Origin of the sequence: Curtobacterium sp. L3-7, assembly GCF_048756585.1 — a bacterium.
Lineage (GTDB): Bacteria > Actinomycetota > Actinomycetes > Actinomycetales > Microbacteriaceae > Curtobacterium.
This window is the reverse complement of the sequence record NZ_CP151474.1, coordinates 1,331,459-1,349,427: the sequence shown is the minus strand read 5'-3', so window position 1 is coordinate 1,349,427 and position 17,969 is coordinate 1,331,459. Positions and strand designations below refer to the sequence as shown.

The 17,969-nt window shown below is 71.4% G+C and carries 18 protein-coding genes; 11 read left to right on the top strand and 7 right to left on the bottom strand.

Features of this window, described 5'->3' with window-relative positions; all coding sequences use genetic code 11:
• The first annotated feature begins 91 nt into the window (after positions 1 to 91).
• Positions 92 to 313 carry a DUF3073 domain-containing protein gene (locus AAEP80_RS06670; RefSeq protein ID WP_281266916.1) on the top strand — a complete coding sequence of 74 codons (222 nt, stop codon included), beginning with the start codon at positions 92 to 94 and terminating at the stop codon, positions 311 to 313.
• Between the two features lie 569 nt (positions 314 to 882).
• Here AAEP80_RS06670 and purM read toward each other — a convergent pair.
• On the bottom strand, positions 883 to 1,977 hold the full coding sequence (gene purM / locus AAEP80_RS06665; RefSeq protein WP_420366445.1) for a phosphoribosylformylglycinamidine cyclo-ligase: 1,095 nt from the start codon (positions 1,975 to 1,977) through the stop codon (positions 883 to 885).
• A 72-nt stretch (positions 1,978 to 2,049) separates the two neighbouring features.
• On the opposite strand from purM, the gene purF reads away from it, so the two are divergent.
• Positions 2,050 to 3,507: an amidophosphoribosyltransferase gene (purF, locus tag AAEP80_RS06660; RefSeq protein WP_420366444.1), complete on the top strand. Its 1,458-nt coding sequence runs from the start codon at positions 2,050 to 2,052 to the stop codon at positions 3,505 to 3,507.
• Positions 3,508 to 3,579: 72 nt separating this feature from the next.
• Here purF and AAEP80_RS06655 read toward each other — a convergent pair whose 3' ends face one another.
• Complete coding sequence (locus AAEP80_RS06655; protein ID WP_420366443.1) at positions 3,580 to 3,975, bottom strand: hypothetical protein; 396 nt, start codon at positions 3,973 to 3,975, stop codon at positions 3,580 to 3,582.
• A 108-nt stretch (positions 3,976 to 4,083) separates the two neighbouring features.
• Between AAEP80_RS06655 and AAEP80_RS06650 the strand changes: the two genes are divergently transcribed.
• On the top strand, positions 4,084 to 6,654 hold the full coding sequence (locus AAEP80_RS06650; RefSeq protein WP_420366442.1) for a LuxR C-terminal-related transcriptional regulator: 2,571 nt from the start codon (positions 4,084 to 4,086) through the stop codon (positions 6,652 to 6,654).
• A 242-nt stretch (positions 6,655 to 6,896) separates the two neighbouring features.
• On the opposite strand, the gene AAEP80_RS06645 is transcribed toward AAEP80_RS06650, so the two are convergent.
• Positions 6,897 to 7,259 carry a sterol carrier family protein gene (locus AAEP80_RS06645; RefSeq protein WP_420366441.1) on the bottom strand — a complete coding sequence of 121 codons (363 nt, stop codon included), beginning with the start codon at positions 7,257 to 7,259 and terminating at the stop codon, positions 6,897 to 6,899.
• Positions 7,260 to 7,316: 57 nt separating this feature from the next.
• Here AAEP80_RS06645 and purD point away from each other — a divergent pair, with 57 nt between their 5' ends.
• Positions 7,317 to 8,585, top strand: coding sequence for a phosphoribosylamine--glycine ligase (gene purD, locus AAEP80_RS06640; protein ID WP_420366440.1), 1,269 nt, complete (start codon positions 7,317 to 7,319; stop codon positions 8,583 to 8,585).
• A complete protein-coding gene (locus AAEP80_RS06635; protein ID WP_420366439.1) occupies positions 8,582 to 9,457 on the top strand; it encodes a phosphoribosylaminoimidazolesuccinocarboxamide synthase in 876 nt (291 codons plus the stop codon). The genes purD and AAEP80_RS06635 overlap by 4 nt, the downstream gene beginning before the upstream one ends.
• Positions 9,458 to 9,490: 33 nt before the next feature.
• On the opposite strand, the gene AAEP80_RS06630 is transcribed toward AAEP80_RS06635, so the two are convergent.
• A complete protein-coding gene (locus tag AAEP80_RS06630) occupies positions 9,491 to 10,693 on the bottom strand; it encodes a PP2C family protein-serine/threonine phosphatase (RefSeq protein ID WP_420366438.1) in 1,203 nt (400 codons plus the stop codon).
• A gap of 166 nt (positions 10,694 to 10,859) precedes the next feature.
• On the opposite strand from AAEP80_RS06630, the gene AAEP80_RS06625 reads away from it, so the two are divergent.
• From AAEP80_RS06625 to AAEP80_RS06605, 5 genes are all read left to right on the top strand, one after another.
• The gene (locus AAEP80_RS06625; protein WP_413602841.1) at positions 10,860 to 11,777 is read left to right on the top strand and encodes an ABC transporter ATP-binding protein; all 918 of its coding nucleotides are present in this window, start codon (positions 10,860 to 10,862) and stop codon (positions 11,775 to 11,777) included.
• Positions 11,774 to 12,577 carry an ABC transporter permease gene (locus AAEP80_RS06620; RefSeq protein ID WP_420366437.1) on the top strand — a complete coding sequence of 268 codons (804 nt, stop codon included), beginning with the start codon at positions 11,774 to 11,776 and terminating at the stop codon, positions 12,575 to 12,577. The genes AAEP80_RS06625 and AAEP80_RS06620 overlap by 4 nt, the downstream gene beginning before the upstream one ends.
• 65 nt (positions 12,578 to 12,642) lie before the next feature.
• Entirely contained in the window at positions 12,643 to 13,887 is a 1,245-nt protein-coding gene (locus AAEP80_RS06615; RefSeq protein WP_420366436.1) for a sensor histidine kinase, read from the top strand.
• Positions 13,884 to 14,549, top strand: a complete 666-nt coding sequence (locus tag AAEP80_RS06610; protein WP_413602844.1) for a response regulator — start codon at positions 13,884 to 13,886, stop codon at positions 14,547 to 14,549. Before AAEP80_RS06615 ends, AAEP80_RS06610 begins: the two co-directional genes overlap by 4 nt.
• Before the next feature lie 16 nt (positions 14,550 to 14,565).
• Entirely contained in the window at positions 14,566 to 14,889 is a 324-nt protein-coding gene (locus AAEP80_RS06605) for a hypothetical protein (protein WP_420366435.1), read from the top strand.
• A 6-nt stretch (positions 14,890 to 14,895) separates the two neighbouring features.
• Here the strand turns inward: AAEP80_RS06605 and AAEP80_RS06600 are convergent, their stop codons facing one another.
• The 3 genes from AAEP80_RS06600 to AAEP80_RS06590 are packed head-to-tail and all read right to left on the bottom strand — an operon-like array spanning position 14,896 to position 16,968.
• Complete coding sequence (locus tag AAEP80_RS06600) at positions 14,896 to 15,741, bottom strand: helix-turn-helix transcriptional regulator (protein WP_420366434.1); 846 nt, start codon at positions 15,739 to 15,741, stop codon at positions 14,896 to 14,898.
• A 43-nt stretch (positions 15,742 to 15,784) separates the two neighbouring features.
• Entirely contained in the window at positions 15,785 to 16,399 is a 615-nt protein-coding gene (lepB, locus tag AAEP80_RS06595; protein ID WP_420366433.1) for a signal peptidase I, read from the bottom strand.
• Positions 16,396 to 16,968, bottom strand: coding sequence for a hypothetical protein (locus tag AAEP80_RS06590; protein ID WP_420366432.1), 573 nt, complete (start codon positions 16,966 to 16,968; stop codon positions 16,396 to 16,398). The genes lepB and AAEP80_RS06590 overlap by 4 nt, the downstream gene beginning before the upstream one ends.
• A gap of 100 nt (positions 16,969 to 17,068) precedes the next feature.
• Between AAEP80_RS06590 and AAEP80_RS06585 the strand changes: the two genes are divergently transcribed.
• Positions 17,069 to 17,938 carry a VOC family protein gene (locus AAEP80_RS06585; protein WP_420366431.1) on the top strand — a complete coding sequence of 290 codons (870 nt, stop codon included), beginning with the start codon at positions 17,069 to 17,071 and terminating at the stop codon, positions 17,936 to 17,938.
• The last annotated feature ends 31 nt before the right edge of the window (positions 17,939 to 17,969 follow it).

Here is a 17,969-nt window from a genome sequence, read left to right as displayed (position 1 = left end):
GCAGATTTCCAACCACGAACCGTTCGGATTCTCCGGGTGATGACTCGTCTCCCGTAGCACCGGACACGAGCCGATCACGAGGGGGTCACGCATGGGGCGCGGCCGTCAGAAGGCAAAGCACACCAAGGTCGCCCGGGAGCTGAAGTACTTCAGCCCGGAGACGAACTACGGTGCGCTCGAACGCGAGCTCTCCGCCGGGCACGACTCGGACGAGAACTCCTACGTCGACCGCTGGGCAGACCAATACGGGGATGACCAGCTCGAGGGCGACGACGAGTTCGAGCCCCAGCAGGACCAGAACAAGTCCGCCTGACCTCCTGGTCAGCTGACGCCGCGCACCCTCCGGGGTGACGCGGCGTTTCCGCGTGCCGCTCGCCCTCGCGACCCAGAACGACAGGGGCGCTGTCGTACGACAACGGCGCTGTCGCACCTTGCGCGCGACGACGGCCCGCACACGCAACAGCCCGCGCCCGCAACCAACGACAGGGCCGCCGTCGTACGACAACGACGGTGTCGCACCTTGCACACGCAACAGCCCGCGCCCGCAACCAACGACAGGCCCGCTGTCGTACGACAACGGCGCTGTCGCACCTTGCACACGCAACAGCCCGCGCCCGCAACCAACGACAGGCCCACTGTCGTACGACAACGGCGCTGTCGCACTTTGCACACGCAACAGCCCGCGCCCGCAACCAACGACAGGGTCGCTGTCGTACGACAACGACGGTGTCGCACCTTGCGCGCGACGACAGCCCGCACCCGCAACATCCTGCGCCCGCAATCAACGACAGGCCCGCTGTCGTACGACAACGACGGTGTCGTCCTGCGTCGACAGAGCGACCACGTCGAGTCGTCACGGCGACCCGACGACCCCGCGCGGACTCAGCCGGCGTAGCTCCCCACGAGCCGCACGGCGCCGCCGTCGACGCCCTTCGCCCCCTGCTCGAACCCGTCGAGGTCCCGCGCGGACATCGACACCGTGCCGACCTGCCACGCCGCGAGCCCGGCCGTCCCGAGCGCGTCGGCGACCGACGCAGCAGCCGAAGCGGACACGACCGCGAACATGCCGATGCCGAGGTTCCACGTGCTCTCGGTGTCCTCGATCGGCGTCCCCGCCATGGAGGCGAGCACGCGGAACACGGGGAGGGGCTCCCACGTCGAACGGTCGACCTCGACCCAGGAGCCGACGGGCAGCACGCGTGCCAGGTTCGCCGCGATGCCACCACCGGTCACGTGCGAGAGCGAGTGGACCGCACCGTCGCTCGAGGAGATCACGGAGAGCAGCGGGGAGGTGTAGAGCCGGGTCGGCTCGAGCAGCGCCTCACCCACGAGCCCTCCGAACTCCGGCAGCGAGTCGGTGTACCCGACCCCGCGGGTCGAGAGGATGTGCCGGACGAGCGAGTACCCGTTCGAGTGCAGACCGGAGGACGCGATCGCCAGGACGACATCCCCGTCGAGAACGCGATCGGCGCCCAGCACGGAGTCGGCCTCGACGGCGCCCACCGCCGCGCCCGCGACGTCGTAGTCGTCCGGCCCGAGGAGCCCGGGGTGCTCAGCGGTCTCGCCGCCGACCAGCGCGGTGCCGGTCTCGGCGCAGCCGCGGGCGATCCCGGCGACGATGTCGGCGATCCGGGACGGCACGACCCGGCCGCACGCGATGTAGTCGGTCATGAACATCGGCTTCGCACCGACCACGACGATGTCGTCGACCACCATGCCGACGAGGTCCTGGCCGATGGTGTCGTGCTTGTCGATCGCCTGCGCGATGGCGACCTTCGTGCCGACGCCGTCGGTCGAGGTCGCGAGCAGCGGCCGTGAGAAGTCCTTCAGGAAGGAGACGTCGTACAACCCGGCGAACCCACCGACACCACCCAGGACCGAGTCGTTGTGCGTCGCCGCGACTGCGGACTTCATCAGCTCGACGGCCAGATCACCTGCGGCGGTGTCGACCCCGGCCTCTGCGTACGGGTTGGGCATGCGGAGTCCTCCGTCGTGGCATGGCAGACTTGTTCGGTACCACCCGATTCTACGGTCTGGAGCACACCGCGAATGTGCGGCATCGTCGGCCTCGTTGCGCAGGGGCCTGCTAATCAATCCATCTACGACGCTCTGCTCCTCCTGCAACACCGGGGACAGGACTCGACGGGCATCGCCACGGTCGAGGGTCACATCCACCACATGCACAAGACCCGCGGGCACGTCCGCGAGTCCTTCCGCACCCGTGACATGCGTGCCCTCCTCGGCACCATGGGGCTCGGCCACGTCCGGTACGCCACGAAGGGTGCCGCCAGCAACGAGGAAGAAGCGCAGCCGTTCTACGTGAACGCGCCGTACGGCATCGTCCTCGTCCACAACGGCAACCTGACGAACACGCGGGAACTGACGCGTGAACTCTTCGACATCGACCGCCGGCACCTCAACACCAGCTCGGACACCGAGCTCCTGGTGAACGTCCTGGCGCACGAGCTCCAGGGCCAGGTGCGCGGGGCCGACCTCGACCCGGGCCAGGTCTTCGACGCCGTCGAGCGCGTGCACCAGCGGGTGGAGGGCTCGTACGCCGCCATCGCGACGATCGCCGGGCACGGACTGCTCGCGTTCCGCGACCCGTTCGGCATCCGGCCGCTGATCCTCGGCCACAAGTTCGACGACGCCGGCAAGTCCGAGTGGGTCGTCGCGTCCGAGTCGCTCGTGCTGGAGTCCGGCGGGTACGACATCGTCCGCGACGTCGCCCCGGGCGAGGCGATCTTCGTCGAGATGGACGGCACGATGCACGCCCGGCAGTGCGCGGCGAACCCGCGCCTGGTCCCGTGCTCGTTCGAGTACGTCTACCTGGCCCGTCCGGACTCGGTGATGAACGGCATCTCCGTCTACGACGCCCGCCTGCGCCTCGGCAACCGTCTGGCTGACACGATCGCGCAGCACGCCCCGACCGGCGACATCGACGTCGTGATGCCGATCCCGGACTCGAGCCGTCCCGCAGCGATGCAGGTCGCACAGAAGCTCGGCATCGAGTACCGCGAGGGCTTCTACAAGAACCGCTACGTCGGCCGGACGTTCATCATGCCGGGGCAGGCGGAGCGCAAGCGGTCCGTGCGCCAGAAGCTCAACGCGATGTCGTCCGAGTTCAAGGGCAAGAACATCCTCATCGTCGACGACTCCATCGTGCGCGGCACGACGAGCAAGGAGATCGTCGAGATGGCCCGTGCCGCCGGCGCGAACGAGGTCACCTTCACCTCTGCCGCTCCCCCGGTGCGCTTCCCGCACGTGTACGGCATCAACATGCCGACCCGCGCGGAGCTCATCGCGCACGACCGCAAGATCCCCGAGATCAACCGGGTGCTCGGCAGCGACCACCTGATCTACCAGGAGATCGGCGACATGCGGGACGCCATCATCGAGGGTTCCGACGTCACGGACCTCGAGATGAGCTGCTTCACCGGTGAGTACGTCACCGGCACGGTGAGCCCGGAGTACCTCTCCTGGGTCGAGGCGAACCAGCTCAGCTGACGCAACGAGACGACGGACGGGAGGGACGGTGCCAGCTGGCACCGGGCCTCCCGTCCGTTGGTCTGGTCGCGACTACCGCGCCTGGTCGCCGTGGTCCTCGATCTCGCCTTCCACGGTCTCCGGCGGCATCTCCACCTCGACGCGCTCCGCGGTGAGCCGCGCCGCGCGGCGGGAGAGCACGCGGTCGAGGACGATCGCGACGAGCGCGCCGACGAACCCGCCGATGGCGACGCCCCAGAGGCCGAAGTACCCCACCAGGCTCCCGAAGCTCTGCGTCTCGACCTGGTCGCCGCGGTCGAGGTTCATGGTGAGCGAGATCACGATCAGCGTGACGACGAAGCCGAGGAGCGCTCCACCGACGATGAAGACGCCGAACTTCGGGGCGCGACGGATGGTGACCTCGTCGGAGGAGGAGACGGTGCCGGGCGTCGGGACCGGAGCGTCGTCGGGTCGATCGGTGTTGCTCACGAGTCCATTGTCCCCCACTGTGGGACGTGCTCCGGCCTGTGTTCGCGTGCGGATCCGCGAGAGGATGGAGCGGATCGAGTGGTATCCCACGGGTGGAGGTGACGCGGGGTGAACGGATCGACGGCGGCTGACCGACACCCCGGTGTCCCGGCGCGCATCTCGTGGCCGATCGCGCAGCGGCGGGAAGAGGACCGCGCCGTCGCCGTCGTCGCCGACCACCGGTGCAGCGTCGCCCTGGTCGGCGCACCAGGGCTCGGGAAGAGCACCGCTGCCGCACGGGTGACCGACCGGGTCGCACGACGGGACACCGAAGGCAGGACGCTCGTCGTGCCGATCACCGCCGTGGCGACCGGGGCGTCGATGCCGTTCGGCGCCGTGTCCGAGCGCCTCGGTGAACTCCCGGAGGAGCTCCTCGCCGACGAGGCGGGCGCCGAACAGCGGCTGCGCGAAACGGCGGACCTCGTCGACCGCGACCTGCTGCTGCGGGTGGACGACGCCGACCACCTCGACGCGATCTCCGCCAGGTACGTCGCGTGGCTCGTGCGGAACCAGGGCGCCAGGATCGTGCTGACCTGCCGCGACTTCACCGCGCTCGCCGAGCCGCTCCGCGCACTGTGGCAAGACGACGTCCTCGAGCGGATCGACCTCGACCCGCTCGACGTCCACGACACCGCGGCGCTCATCGGCCAGGCGCTGGGAGCCCCGCTCGAGGCGGCGTCGGTCGAACGGGTGCACCGGGCGACCGCCGGGAACCCGCTCTACCTCCGAGAGGTCGTCCGTGCCGCGCTGACGTCGGGGGCCCTCGAGCACACGGCGTCCGGCTGGTACTGGCGCGGGCGCATCACCGCGTCCAACAGCCTCGCCGACATGTACCGCACGGAACTCGGCGCACTGCCGGAGGACCTCCGCGACGTCGTCGACATCGTCGCGCTCGCCGATCCGATCCCGCTGTCCCGACTGCTCGGGCTGGTGAGCGGCGGCGACGTCGACCGGGTCGTCGCGCTCGGACTCGTCCGGATCGACTCGCTCGACGAGGGCGCCCCAGCGGTCCGGCCGTCGCACCCCCTCGTCGGCGAGGTCGTCCGGTCCCTGGTGCCGGTCGCGCGCCGGACGATGCTGTTCGCCCGCGCGAACGCCTTCCGCGCCGACCTCGACTCCGGAGCACTGCCGGCCGCGCGGCTCCGGGCTGCACTGTGGGCGCTCGAGTGCGGGGTGCTGCCGCCGGTGCCGCAGCTGCTGGACGCGGCACACGTCGCCGTGCGGCTGCAGGAGCTCGAGAGCGCGGTCGCCCTGGCCACCGCCGCGCTCCGGGCCGAGCTCTCGCCGACCCAGCGGGTGGCCGCGCTCTGCCTGCGGTCGCTCGCCCACGGGTACAGCGACGGTCGAGAGGCCGGACGTGCCGATGCCGAGGCGGCGTGGGCGATCGCCGGTGCCGGCGCTGTCGACGACGACGCCGTCATCGAGGCGTGCGAGACGCTCGCGAACATCCGGCAGTTCCACGACGACGACACCCTGGCGGCCGTCGCCCTGACCGACGTCGCGATCGGGTTCGTCGGTCCCGAGGCCGCCGAACGGCTCCGCCTGCTCCGACTGTCGCACCTCGGCTGGGGCGGTCGGTTCGGGGAGATCCGTGCCGAGATCGAACGCTCCGGGATCGTGGACGCCCCGACCGTGCCGATGTCGTTCCTCTGCCTCGCGCCGTGCGCCGTGATGGCACTGGCGACGGCCGGCCGGCTCGACGACGCGATGCGCCTCGGCACAGCGGCGCTGACGACCGCGACCGCACACATCGAAGAGGCTCCGTGGAGCGTGGGCGAGCTGATGTCCGTGCTGCACCAGGTCCAGGTGTGGCGGGGCGACATGGACGGCCTCATCACCCAGGTCTCGCTCAACCGGTCGAGCCCGTTCCTGAAGTACGACTTCACCCTCGAGCTCATCGGTGCCGGCAACCTCGCGATCGGGCAGCGCCGGTGGGACGACGCGATCACGGCGTTCTCGGCCGCGTGCGAGCGGTACGCGGTGGCCGACCACGGTGGCTTCGGCGCCTACCCCTGGGCACGGCTCGCCATGGCGTACGCCTTCTCCGGCCGGGCAGAGGAGGCGAACGCCGCACTCGAGCACGCCCGAGCGACCCCGCCTCGGGCGATGCGCATCACCGGGGAACAGATCGCGACGACCATCTGCTGGACCGAGGCGGTGCTCGGCAACCCCGCTGGGCTCCGGCACGCCGACGAGCTGATGGACCGGGCGGCCGCGAGCGGGGCGTGGATGCACGTCCTGTACGCGCAGACGCTGCACTACTCGATGGACATGCTGAACGGGCGGGACTCCACCGCGTCACTCGACCGCATGCGCGAAGCAGCGACACGGGTCGACGGCCCGCTCGCGAGCGCGATCGTCGAGTACGCGGACGCCATCCGGTCGCGGGACCGCACGCGGATCGCCGACGCGCAAGCCGTCCTCGCGACGCACGGCATGGCCGTCACGGCGGCTCGGGCGCAGCGTCCTCCGCTCACCCGCCGCGAGTACGAGGTCGCGGCACTGGCTGCCCAGGGGCTCTCGAACCGGCGGATCGCCGAGCAGCTCGGGCTGTCGGTCCGGACGATCGACGCCCACCTGTCACGCGTGTTCGGCAAGTGGGACCTGCACGCACGGTCGGAGCTCGCCGAGCTGCTCTGATGCGCGCTCTGCGGGCCGGGAACCGCAGTTCCGTTGCGGAATGCAGCACGCCACGCCGAATGGTGCACACGAAGGGCCGGACATCGCGTACGGTGGTCGCTGTCGCCGGGTTCGGACCCGTTCGGGTCGGGTCCGAATCCCGGCGACTTCAACTCGGTTCCCACGCTACGTGCCAGGGTCTCCGTGCCACATCGGTAGGGACTACCTAATTCGATGCCGATCGGTATGCACTCGGCGTGTCGTCAGACGCCGGTCCGCACCGGCAGGTATGCCGTGAGGTCCGCCCGCGCGCCCGACGCACTCGCCCGCGCTGCCGAGACCGCCTCGGTCCAGGTCAGCGTGCCCGTCGCCAGCGCGATCCACGTGGCCGCGTCGGTCTCGACCACGTTCGGCGGTGTCCCGCGCGTGTGCCTCGGACCCGGGACCGCCTGGACGGCTGCGAACGGCGGGACCCGCACCTCGACGCTGTTCCCCGGGACGTCCTCGGCGAGACGCTGGAGCGTCCACCTGACCGCCATCGCCGTCGTCGGCCGGTCCGTCGCACCGGCGAGCACGGCTCGGAGCGCCACGGCTCCCTCGGCGTCGTCGATGGTCCTGCTCGGCATGTCCACAGGCTAGCCGGTGCATCGCGAGCCGGCGGTCGGGCTCGGTAGGGTGATCGGGTGCGAATCCTCGTCCTCGGTTCCGGTGCCCGCGAGCACGCGATCATCACGGCACTCCTGGCAGAACAGGCCGGCCACGTCATCACAGCGGCACCGGGCAACGCCGGCATCGCCGCCGACGTCGAGACCGTGTCGCTCGACCCGACGAACGGGCCCCTCGTCGCCGAGTACGCGATCGAGAACGGCATCGAACTCGTCGTGGTCGGTCCGGAAGCGCCGCTCATCGCCGGTGTCGCGGACCCCGTCCGCACCCGCGGCATCCCGGTCTTCGGTCCGAGCAAGGCCGCTGCAGCGCTCGAAGGATCGAAGGCCTTCGCCAAGCGCATCATGTCGGCGGCGAACGTGCCGACGGGCCGCCCGGTCTCCGCAGGCACCATCGACGAAGCCGTCGCCGCGATCGACGAACTCGGCGCACCCCACGTCGTCAAGGCCGACGGGCTCGCCGCCGGCAAGGGCGTCCTCGTCACCGAGGACCGTCAGGCCGCCATCGACCACGCGACCTACTGGCTCCAGCACGGTCCGATCGTGGTCGAGGAGTTCCTCGACGGCGAAGAGGTCTCGCTGTTCTTCCTCAGCGACGGTCACGACGTCCGCGCACTCAGCCCCGCACAGGACTACAAGCGTCTCGGCGACGGCGACGTCGGTCCGAACACCGGCGGCATGGGCGCGTACTCGCCGCTGCCCTGGCTCGCCGACCGATGGGGCTCAGAAGCCGCCTTCGTGGCAGAGGTCGCCGACCTCGTCGCGCTCCCCACGGTCCGCCGGCTCGAGCACGAGGGCACGCCGTTCGTCGGGCTCCTCTACTGCGGGCTCATCGTCACCGAGCAGGGCGTCCGCGTCATCGAGTTCAACGCGCGCTTCGGCGATCCGGAGACCCAGGTGGTCCTCCCCCGCCTCGCGACCCCGCTCAGCGCGCTGATGCTGGCGGCCGCGACGGGGCAGCTCGGCGGTGCTCCGGAGCCCGAGTTCCGCGACGACGCCGCGGTGACGGTGGTCCTCGCCAGCCAGGGCTACCCCGAGAACCCGCAGACCGGCCGTCCGATCTCCGGCATCGACGCGGCGAACGCCCGAGACGGCGTCGCCGTGCTGCACGCCGCGACGGGCCTGCTGGACGGCGACCTCGTCGCGACGGGCGGGCGCGTGCTCAGCGTCGTCGCCACCGGCTCCGACTTCACCGAAGCCCGCGACCGTGCCTACGCCGGCCTGCACGACATCACGCTCGACGGTGCCCAGTTCCGCACCGACATCGCCGCGAAGGTCACCCGATGAGCGCGCCCGCGGTCGACGGCTGGCAGCACGTCTCCTCCGGCAAGGTCCGCGAGCTCTACGTCCCGGCCGACACCGCCTCGGTCGCCACCGCGACCGAGCTGCTCCTCGTCGCGTCGGATCGCGTCAGCGCGTACGACTTCGCACTCGAGCCGCCGATCCCCGGCAAGGGCGAGCTCCTCACGCGCCTGTCCCGGTTCTGGTTCACCCAGCTCGGCGACGTCCCGAACCACCTGCTGACCCCGACGGCGACCAGCATACCGGTGCCCGACTCGGTGGCCTCCCGCTCGATGCACGTCATGCCCCTGCGGATGTTCCCCGTCGAGTGCGTCGTCCGCGGCTACCTCGTCGGCAGCGGCTGGGTCGAGTACCAGGAGTCGGGCAGCGTCTGCGGCGTGCCGCTCCCCGCCGGGCTCTCGAACGGCGACCGGCTGCCGGAGCCGATCTACACGCCCGCGTACAAGGCACCCCAGGGCGAGCACGACGAGAACATCTCCTTCGACCGGACCGTCGAGCTCGTCGGCGCCGAGGTCGCGACGCAGCTCAGGGACCGCTCGCTGCACGTCTACTCCGAGGCGGCGGCGATCGCCCTCGAGCGCGGTGTCATCATCGCGGACACCAAGTTCGAGTTCGGGCACGACGCCGACGGTCAGATCCGCATCGGGGACGAGGTCCTGACGAGCGACTCCAGCCGCTACTGGGACGCCACGACCTACGCCGAGGGCAACCGCACCAATTCGTTCGACAAGCAGATCGTGCGCGACTGGCTCAGCGCCAACTGGGACAAGCAGGGCACGCCGCCGGTCCTCCCCGACGAGATCGTCGAGCGCACGGCCGCCCGCTACCGCGAGCTCATCGAGCGCCTCGGCGCCTGACCGCGCCCGTCCCTCAGGGTTGCGCGTCGCGCGTCAGGCGTCGCGGGAGAGCACGACGACGGTGAGGTCGTCGCCCGGGTCGTGCGACGCCGCACGCGCCCGCACCCGCTCGAGGAACTCCTGCGACGACCCGGACGCGCGGTAGACGCCGCCGAGCCTCGAGAGCGACGCGAGCGTGGAGTCGAAGAGCTCGAGCGCCCCGTCGCTGACCACGATGAGCGTGTCACCCGGCTCGAGCAGCAGGGAGCCCGTCGAACGCGGAACCCCGGACGGGTGCAGGCCGATCGGCAGGTCGAGCGACCGGTGGATCGTCTCGGTGCCGTCGGCGTGCAGCTGCAGCACGAGCCCGTGGCCGGCATCGACCGAGTCGAGTCGGCCGGACGCCGGGTCGAGCCGTCCGTGGAACAGCGTGGCGAACGACGACGCGCGACCGAGCTCCGGCGCGACCTGGGCCTCGACCCCGGCGATCGCCGCCGACGGCTCGGCGGTACCGCGGGCGAGCACGGCCCCGCGGATGCCGGCGGCGAGGAGCCCGGCCGACATGCCCTTCCCCATCACGTCAGCGACGGTCACGTACAGCGCACCGTCCGACACGTGCCACTCGTGGAAGTCCCCGGAGACGACGCCGTGCGGCACCGACAGCCCGGAGATCGCGTAGCCGGGCACCGACACCTCCCGCGGGGACAGCCCGGCGAGCACCGATCGCATCCGGTCCTCGTCCGCGCCGGCTGCGAGCTCGCGCTCCGCCCAGGTCCCGAGCTCCTCGAGGAGCGCCAGGTCATCGGCGCCGAGCGTCCGCGGCGTCGGGTCGATGAGGCAGAGTGTGCCGACCTTGAGGGCGTCGCTCCCGACGCGCAGCGGGACGCCGGCGTAGAACCGGACGTTCGGGTCGCTGGTGACCATCGGCAGGTCCGCGTAGCGCGGGTCGGCCTGTGCATCGGGGACGAGGACCGGGCCGTCCTGCCCGAGCGTGCGACCGCAGAAGGTGTCCTCGAGCGGGATGAACGGGTCGAACCGCGCTTCGATCTGCTGCGACTTCAGGAGCAGGTGGGTCTCACCGGCGAGGTTGAGGAACGACCCGGAGACGCCGAAGGCCTCTCGTGCGATGCGGGTGATCCGCTCGAACCGCTCCTCGGCGCTGCCGTTCACCACGTCGAGCGCGGCGAGGAGCGCCCCGCGACGCACGGCTTCCGATGCGGAGTCGGGCGTCAGGGTCGTCGCGGTCTCACCGGTCATGCACCAACGCTAACGCGCCTTCCGGACATCGCCTGTCCCCCGTCCTGTGGACCAATGCCCCCAGTGCACGGGACAGCCAGCGCACGGGACACCCGTGACGGATGTCACGGTCGATCCGTGACGCCCGGCAGAGGCACGGGGCACCCGCCCGCACGACGCTGGGGTCATGGACAGCACACCAGTCATCCAGCTGAGCGGTCTCCGCAAGCGCTTCGGCGCCGTGACCGCGGTCGACGGCATCGACCTCACGATCCGTCCGGGCGAGGTCGTCGCCCTCCTCGGTCCGAACGGCGCCGGCAAGACCACCACGGTCGACCTCGCCCTCGGACTCTCCACGCCGACCTCCGGCTCGGTCCGGCTCTTCGGTGAGGACCCCCGCGCCGCCGTCGTCGACGGGCGGGTCGGCGCGATGCTGCAGGGTGGTGCGCTGCTCCCCGACATGACCGTCCGGGACATCGTCGCGCTGGTCGGCGCCGCCCACAGGAACCCGATGCCCGTCGACGAGGCGCTCCGTCGCGCACGGTGCACGGAGATCGCGGGTCGCCGGGTGAACAAGCTGTCCGGCGGGCAGCTCCAGCGCGCACGCTTCGCGGTCGCCGTGGTCTCCGACCCCGACCTGCTCGTGCTCGACGAGCCGACCGCGGCGATGGACGTCGAGGCGAGGCACGTGTTCTGGTCGTCGATGCGCGAGTTCACGGACGCCGGGCGCACGGTGGTGTTCGCCACGCACTACCTCGACGAGGCCGACACCTTCGCCGATCGCATCGTCATCATGCGATCAGGTCGCGTGGTCGCCGACGGCACGCCGTCCGAGATCAAGGCGATCGCCGCGACCCGCACGATCCGCTTCGGCGGGGTGCAGGAGTCCGCGCACGTCGCGCTCCGCGGTCTGCCGGGCACGGTCGGACTGGAGGCCCGTCACGGCTCCGTCACGCTCCGCACCGACCGTTCGGACCAGACGCTCAGAGCCCTCCTCGCCTCGTTCCCGGAGGCGCACGACATCGAGGTGGTCGCCTCCACGATGGACGACGCCTTCCTCGCCCTCACCGCAGACCAGCCAGACCAGCCAGGAGTCAGCGCATGACCACCACCGCCGCGGCGATCGCCGCCCCGCTCCCCACCACCGCCGTCCGCGGACGCATGCCGATCCGGTACGTGCTCCTCGAGACGAAGCGCCAGATGCGCAACGTCCGCGCGATGGTGTTCACGTTCGCCGTCCCGGTCGTCATGCTCCTCGTCTTCGGGGCCGCCTACGGCTCGACGAAGGACCCGACGACGGGGCTGCAGTACCTCGTCGTCACGACGCTCCAGATGGCCGCGTACGGCGCGATGATGGCGGCACTCAGCCAGGCGTTCGCGATCGTCAACGAACGCTCGATCGGCTGGAACCGCCAGCTCCGGGTGACGCCGCTGTCCGGCTGGGGGTTCCTGGTGTCGAAGGTCATCGCCGCGATGGCGTTCGCCGCGATCTCGATCACGATCACGACGCTCGTCTCCGTGCTCGCGCTCGGAGCGTCACTCGACCCGATGCGCTGGGTCGCCGCCGGGTTCGGGATCTGGTGCGGCGTCGTGCCGTTCGCCCTCATCGCGATCCTGATCGGGCAGTTCGCGAAGCCGACCTTCGCGCAGCCGCTGTTCATGGTCGTGTTCATGGGCCTGGCGATCCTCGGCGGGCTGTGGGTCCCGCTGTCGATCATGCCGAGCTGGATGGGCGGGGTCGCGCACCTGCTGCCGTCGTACTGGCTCAACCGCATCGGGCAGATGGGCGCGGGGGCCACGGGGACGAGCGGCATGCTCGAACCGGCGCTCGTGCTCCTCGGCTGGGCGATCGTCCTGGGGGCCGTCATCATGTGGCGCTACCGCCGCGACGCGGCGCGCCAGTGATGACGTGCCGGTGATGACGTGCCGGTGATGACGTGCCGGTGACGCTGCGCTCTACGCTGGCCGACATGGACCAGGCGACCGGGACGGCGGAGGCACGGGGCGCGGCGGACGCGCACCGGGCCTCCCGTCCGCGTCCCGACCGGTCCTTCCCGTGGGCCGTCGCACCGGGGCCGACCGACGACGAGGTCCGGGTCGCGCGGAAGCGCTGGTACGGCGGCGCCGTCTTCGGGCTGCTCTGGCAGGCGCTGCTCGTCGTCGCGGTGTGGACGAACGGCGGGTCCGTCGCCGACCGCGTCGTGGCGACGGCAGCGCTGCTCTGCTTCTACGCGGCGTACATGCTCGTCCCGGAGCTGCTGTGGCGCCGTTCCCTGTCGTTCCGCGTGGTGGTGCTCGCGGGCATGGCGCTCCTCGCCGGGCTGCTCCTCGTCCCGGTGGGACCGGCCGCGGTGTGGTCGTGGCTGCTCGTCGTCGCGCTCTGCGGGTTCGTCGCGGCGCGGCTCTGGCTGGTCGTCGTCATGGTGGCGGCGGTGTGCCTCGCGGAGTTCGCCGTCGTGACCGCCGTCGGCTGGAGCACGGCCGCGGCGAACGGCATCCTCTTCGCACCCGTCGTGACGGTGTCCATCGGGGCGTCGATGCTGTTCTTCGGGCGGCAGCGCGAAGCCGAGGACCGGCTGGGGGTCGCCCAGGACGAGATCACCCGGCTCGCCGTGGTCGAGGAACGCGCCAGGTTCTCCCGCGACCTGCACGACGTCCTCGGGCACTCGCTGACCGTCGTCGCGATGAAGTCCGAGCTCGCCGCACGCCTCGTCGACGTCGACACCGAGCGCGCGAAGACCGAGATGCAGGACGTCGAACGACTCGCCCGCGAAGCGCTCCAGGGGCTGCGGCAGGCGGTCAGCGGCTACCGCGAGGCGTCGCTCGGCGCCGAGCTCGTCTCCGCCCGCGCGGCACTGTCCGCCGCGTCGATCACCGGCACCGTCCCACCGGCGTCGGACGAGACCGTCGCCGCCACCGACGTGCGGAGCCTGTTCGCCTGGGTCCTCCGCGAAGGCGTGACGAACGTCATCCGGCACGCCTCTGCGTCGACCGTCCGGATCACGCTCACCCGCACGGCGCTCACGATCGAGGACGACGGCACCGGCCTGCTCGCGGTCCCGGCCGGCGGGCCGGTGCCCGCCGCCGGTCCGGTGCTCGGCGGCAACGGCCTGCGGGGACTCCACGAGCGCGCCGACGCCGTGGGGGCGACGATCACCACCGGCACCAGCGACCTCGGCGGCTTCCGGCTCCGGGTCGAGCGAGGACGACGATGACCGAACCGATCCGGGTGCTCCTCGCCGACGACCAGGCGCTCGTCCGGGGAGCGCTGGCGTCCCTGCTGTCCCTCGAGCGCGACATCGACGTCGTGGCGCAGGTGGCCAGGGGCGACGAGGTCCTCGACGCCGCACGTGCATCAGGTGCCACCGTCGCCCTGCTCGACGTCGAGATGCCCGGGGCCGACGGACTCACCGCCGCTGCCCAGCTCGCCGCGTCGCTGCCCTCGTGCCGGTCGCTCATCGTCACCACGTTCGGGCGTCCCGGGTACCTCCGACGCGCGCTCGAGTCCGGCGCGTCCGGCTTCGTCGTCAAGGACACCCCCGCCGAACAGCTCGCCGACGCCGTCCGCCGGGTCGCCGGTGGGTTCCGTGTGGTCGACCCGGTGCTCGCGGCCGAGTCCCTCGCCGCCGGACCGTCGCCGCTGACCCCGCGGGAGACCGACGTGCTCATCGCGTTCCGCACGGCGCCGACCGTCGCCGGGGTCGCGGGGGCGCTGCACCTGTCCGAGGGCACCGTGCGGAACCACCTCTCGGCGGCGATCGGGAAGACCGCGGCGCGGAACGCCACCGAGGCGCTGCGGGTCGCCGCCGACAACGGGTGGTTGCTCGGGTCGCGCTCGGGCTCGGGCTCGGGCTCGGGCTCGGCATCCGCTCGCTGACGCCTAGGCTGGTGGGGTGTTCCGCCGCTCCGTACCCGCTGCCCTCGTCCTGGGTCTCGCGGCAGCCATGACCCTCACGGGGTGCGGCGCCCAGGACTCCACCGGTCGCATCTCCGTCACGGTGTCCGGCAACGAGGCGGACCACCCGTACGAGGTGGAGGTCTCCGTGCCGAACGGCCGGATCGCTGCGCACCAGCGGGTCTTCCCGGGCGGCACGGTCGACTTCGCCGGCGTCGCCGTGGGCAAGGTCACTGTCCACGCGGACGAGCTCTGCCCGCAGGAGGCCACCGTGCACAGCGGCGAGGTCACCGACGTCACGCTGACGTCCAGCGGCTGCTGACCGCCCTCAGGCCCGGTCGCGCGGCTCCGACCGCACCAGGGTCTCGTGCGGGCTCTCCCCGAAGCGCTCCCGGTACGCGGCAGCGAACCGCCCGAGGTGCGCGAACTGCCACTTCCCCGCGACGTCCCGCACCGTCACCACACCGCGCGCCGGGCGGGCGAGGAGTTCCAGGTGCACCCGGTCGAGTCGCACCTCGCGGAGGTACCGCATCGGCGTCACGTCGAGGGTCCGGCGGAACAGGTCCTGCACGCCGCGCTCGCTGAGCCCCGCTGCCTGTGCGAGGTCACCGACCGCGATGTCGTCTCCGGCGTGGTCGTGGACGAACCGCACGGCACGACGGAGTCGGTTCTCGACGTCGGCACGGGAGCGGGTGAACGTCGAGAGCACGACCCGGGCGACCCGGCGGTTCACCGCGCGCCGCTCGGCATCGGGCAGCTCCGGGTCGAGGATCTGCGAGGTCAGCTCCCGCAGCAGGGTCCGGAGCGGCTCGAGTCGCACGTCGGAGGCATCGGGCTGGACGAACTCACCGGGTTCGGGATCGCCGACGTCCTCTCCTCGTGCGGCCACTGCGGCGAGGAACGCCGGCGAGAGGTGGAGCAGGGTCATCCGGCTCGCGTCCGTGTCGAACGCGTACGCGACGGGCGCGGAGAGCATGAGCGGCCGTCCCGGTCCGACCTCCCACCGGTCACCGGAGTCGGCGGTCACGACGGCGTGCCCGTCGGCGAGCCAGAACAGCACGTGCGTCGGTCGGGGCCCGATCGTGCCGGTCTGGGGTCCGCTCGTCCCGATCCGCCGGAGCATGACGTCGTCGTCGCCGCCCGTGACGTACTCGAATGGGTCCTGGTCCGCCAATCGCCGACCTCCCGTCCGCAGAGTCCGAGGGAACGCTACCGGATCAGCCCGCGTCGGGCACCTGGTCCCACTCGTTGCCGTACCGGGACAGCGCCGACCACCGGTTCGCCGGCCAGGTGATGACGAACGCCCGCCCGACGATGTCCGACTCGGGGACCGTCCCGTGCACGCGGGAGTCGGCGGACTCGTAGCGGTTGTCGCCCATCACCCAGATCTGCCCGGCCGGGACCTTCTCGGTGAAGTCCTGGCCGGAGACACGGTTCGAGCCGCTCTGCAGCACCACGTAGGGCTCGTCGACCGCGTGTCCGTTGACCTGCAGCCGGCCATCGGCATCGCAGCACGACACGGTGTCGCCGGGGAGCCCGATGACACGCTTGATGAGGTCGTCGCCCATCCCGGGGCCGAGCCAGCCGCCCGGATCCTGGAACACGACGACGTCCCCGCGCTGCAGGCCGACCGCCTTCGGCACGAGTTCGTTCACGAGCACCCGGTCCCCCACCAGGAGCGTGTTCTCCATCGATGCCGAGGGGATGTAGAACGCGCGCACCAGGTACGCCTTCACGAGGAACGAGGCGAGCAGCGCCGCGACGACGATGATCACCAGGTCCCGCAGGAACTTCCACCCGGGGCGCTTCCGCTCGGTCGACGTCTCACTCAATGCGTCAGCACCACCTTCACGAGTCCGATCACGAAGGCGACCGCGGCGAGCACGATGCCGCCCCAGAGCCCGAGGAACGTCGGACGCTTCCCACTGAACCGCTGCATGAAGACGCCGACCATGCCGATGCGCACGACCAGGATGACGAGCGCGGCGGTCTGCGCCCACGGCGAAGGGATCCACCCGACCCAGGCCGCGGCGTAGAGCACGGCGGGGATGAGCCCGGACGTCGCGATCGGGTTCGCGTTGCGCACGATCGTCACGACGGACTCCCGCCGTGCGTCGTCGTCCGTCTCGTCGTCGCCGATCCCGTGCGCGACGAGGTGCGAGAGCACGTGCGCCAGGTAGGTCAGCACCGCGGTCGCGAGGACGGCCCAGACCGCCGAACCGTGGTGGATCGCTGCGGGGTCGACGGCGATCGCCGCGGCGAGGACCGTGATGTTGCCGTAGATGTACGACGACATCCGGTCGCGCATCTGCTCGACGGGGAACGCCCCCGGGTCCGGTCGACGACCGCGGACACGGTCGGGCGCGCGGCCGCGGTCGGGCGCAGGTCGTGAGCGGGGCATCTCACCATCTTGGCCCTGTCGGGGCGCGCCTCGCCGACAGGACGCCGAGTGCGATGCCCATTTGGTTGACGCGTCAACCAAATGGGCGCACACTGATCCCATGCACACGGAGGACCTCCTCGCCGCCGACACCGGGATGGGTGCCGTCACCCTCCGCGTCGCGGACCTCGACCGGATGATCGGCTACTACCGCGAGGGCATCGGCCTGTCGCTCTTCTCGAACGAGGGCGGCATCGCCGTGCTCGGTCGGGGCGCCACGCCGATCGTCATCCTCGAGCACGCACCCGCGATGCAGCACGCCGGACCGCACGAGGCCGGGCTGTTCCACACCGCGATCCTCTTCGACAGTCGCGCGGACCTGGCGGCTGCGCTGTACTCCGTCGCGACGAAGTACCCGCAGACGTTCACCGGCAGCGCCGACCACCTCGTGAGCATCGCGTTCTACTGCACTGATCCCGAGGGCAACGGCGTCGAGCTGTACTGGGACCGGGACCGCACCGCGTGGTCGTGGACGCACGGCATGGTCGACATGGACACGAAGTACGTCGACCCGAACGCGTTCCTGCAGGAGCACCTCACCCAGCAGGCACTCCAGGACGCCGCGGCCCGACCCGGACGCGTCGGCCACGTGCACCTCTCCGTCGGGGACGTCGCATCGGCGCGGGCGTTCTACGTCGACACGCTCGGCTTCGAGACCACCGCGGGCTGGGGCGAGGCACTGTTCGTCAGCGCGGGCGGCTACCACCACCACATGGCGATGAACACGTGGAACTCCCGGGGCGCCGGACGCCGGCAGCTCGCGCTCGGGCTGGGGCTCGTGCGGATCGAGGTCCCGACCGCGGACGACCTCGGCGCACTGGTCGCCCGCATGCGGGACACCGGCGTGCAGACGGCCGACGACGGCCGCACGGTCGCCTTCGAGGACCCGTGGGCCAACCGTATCGAGGTCACGACCCCCGGTCGCGGCTGACCTGCGCGGCCGGCCCGCCGCCCAGCCAGCC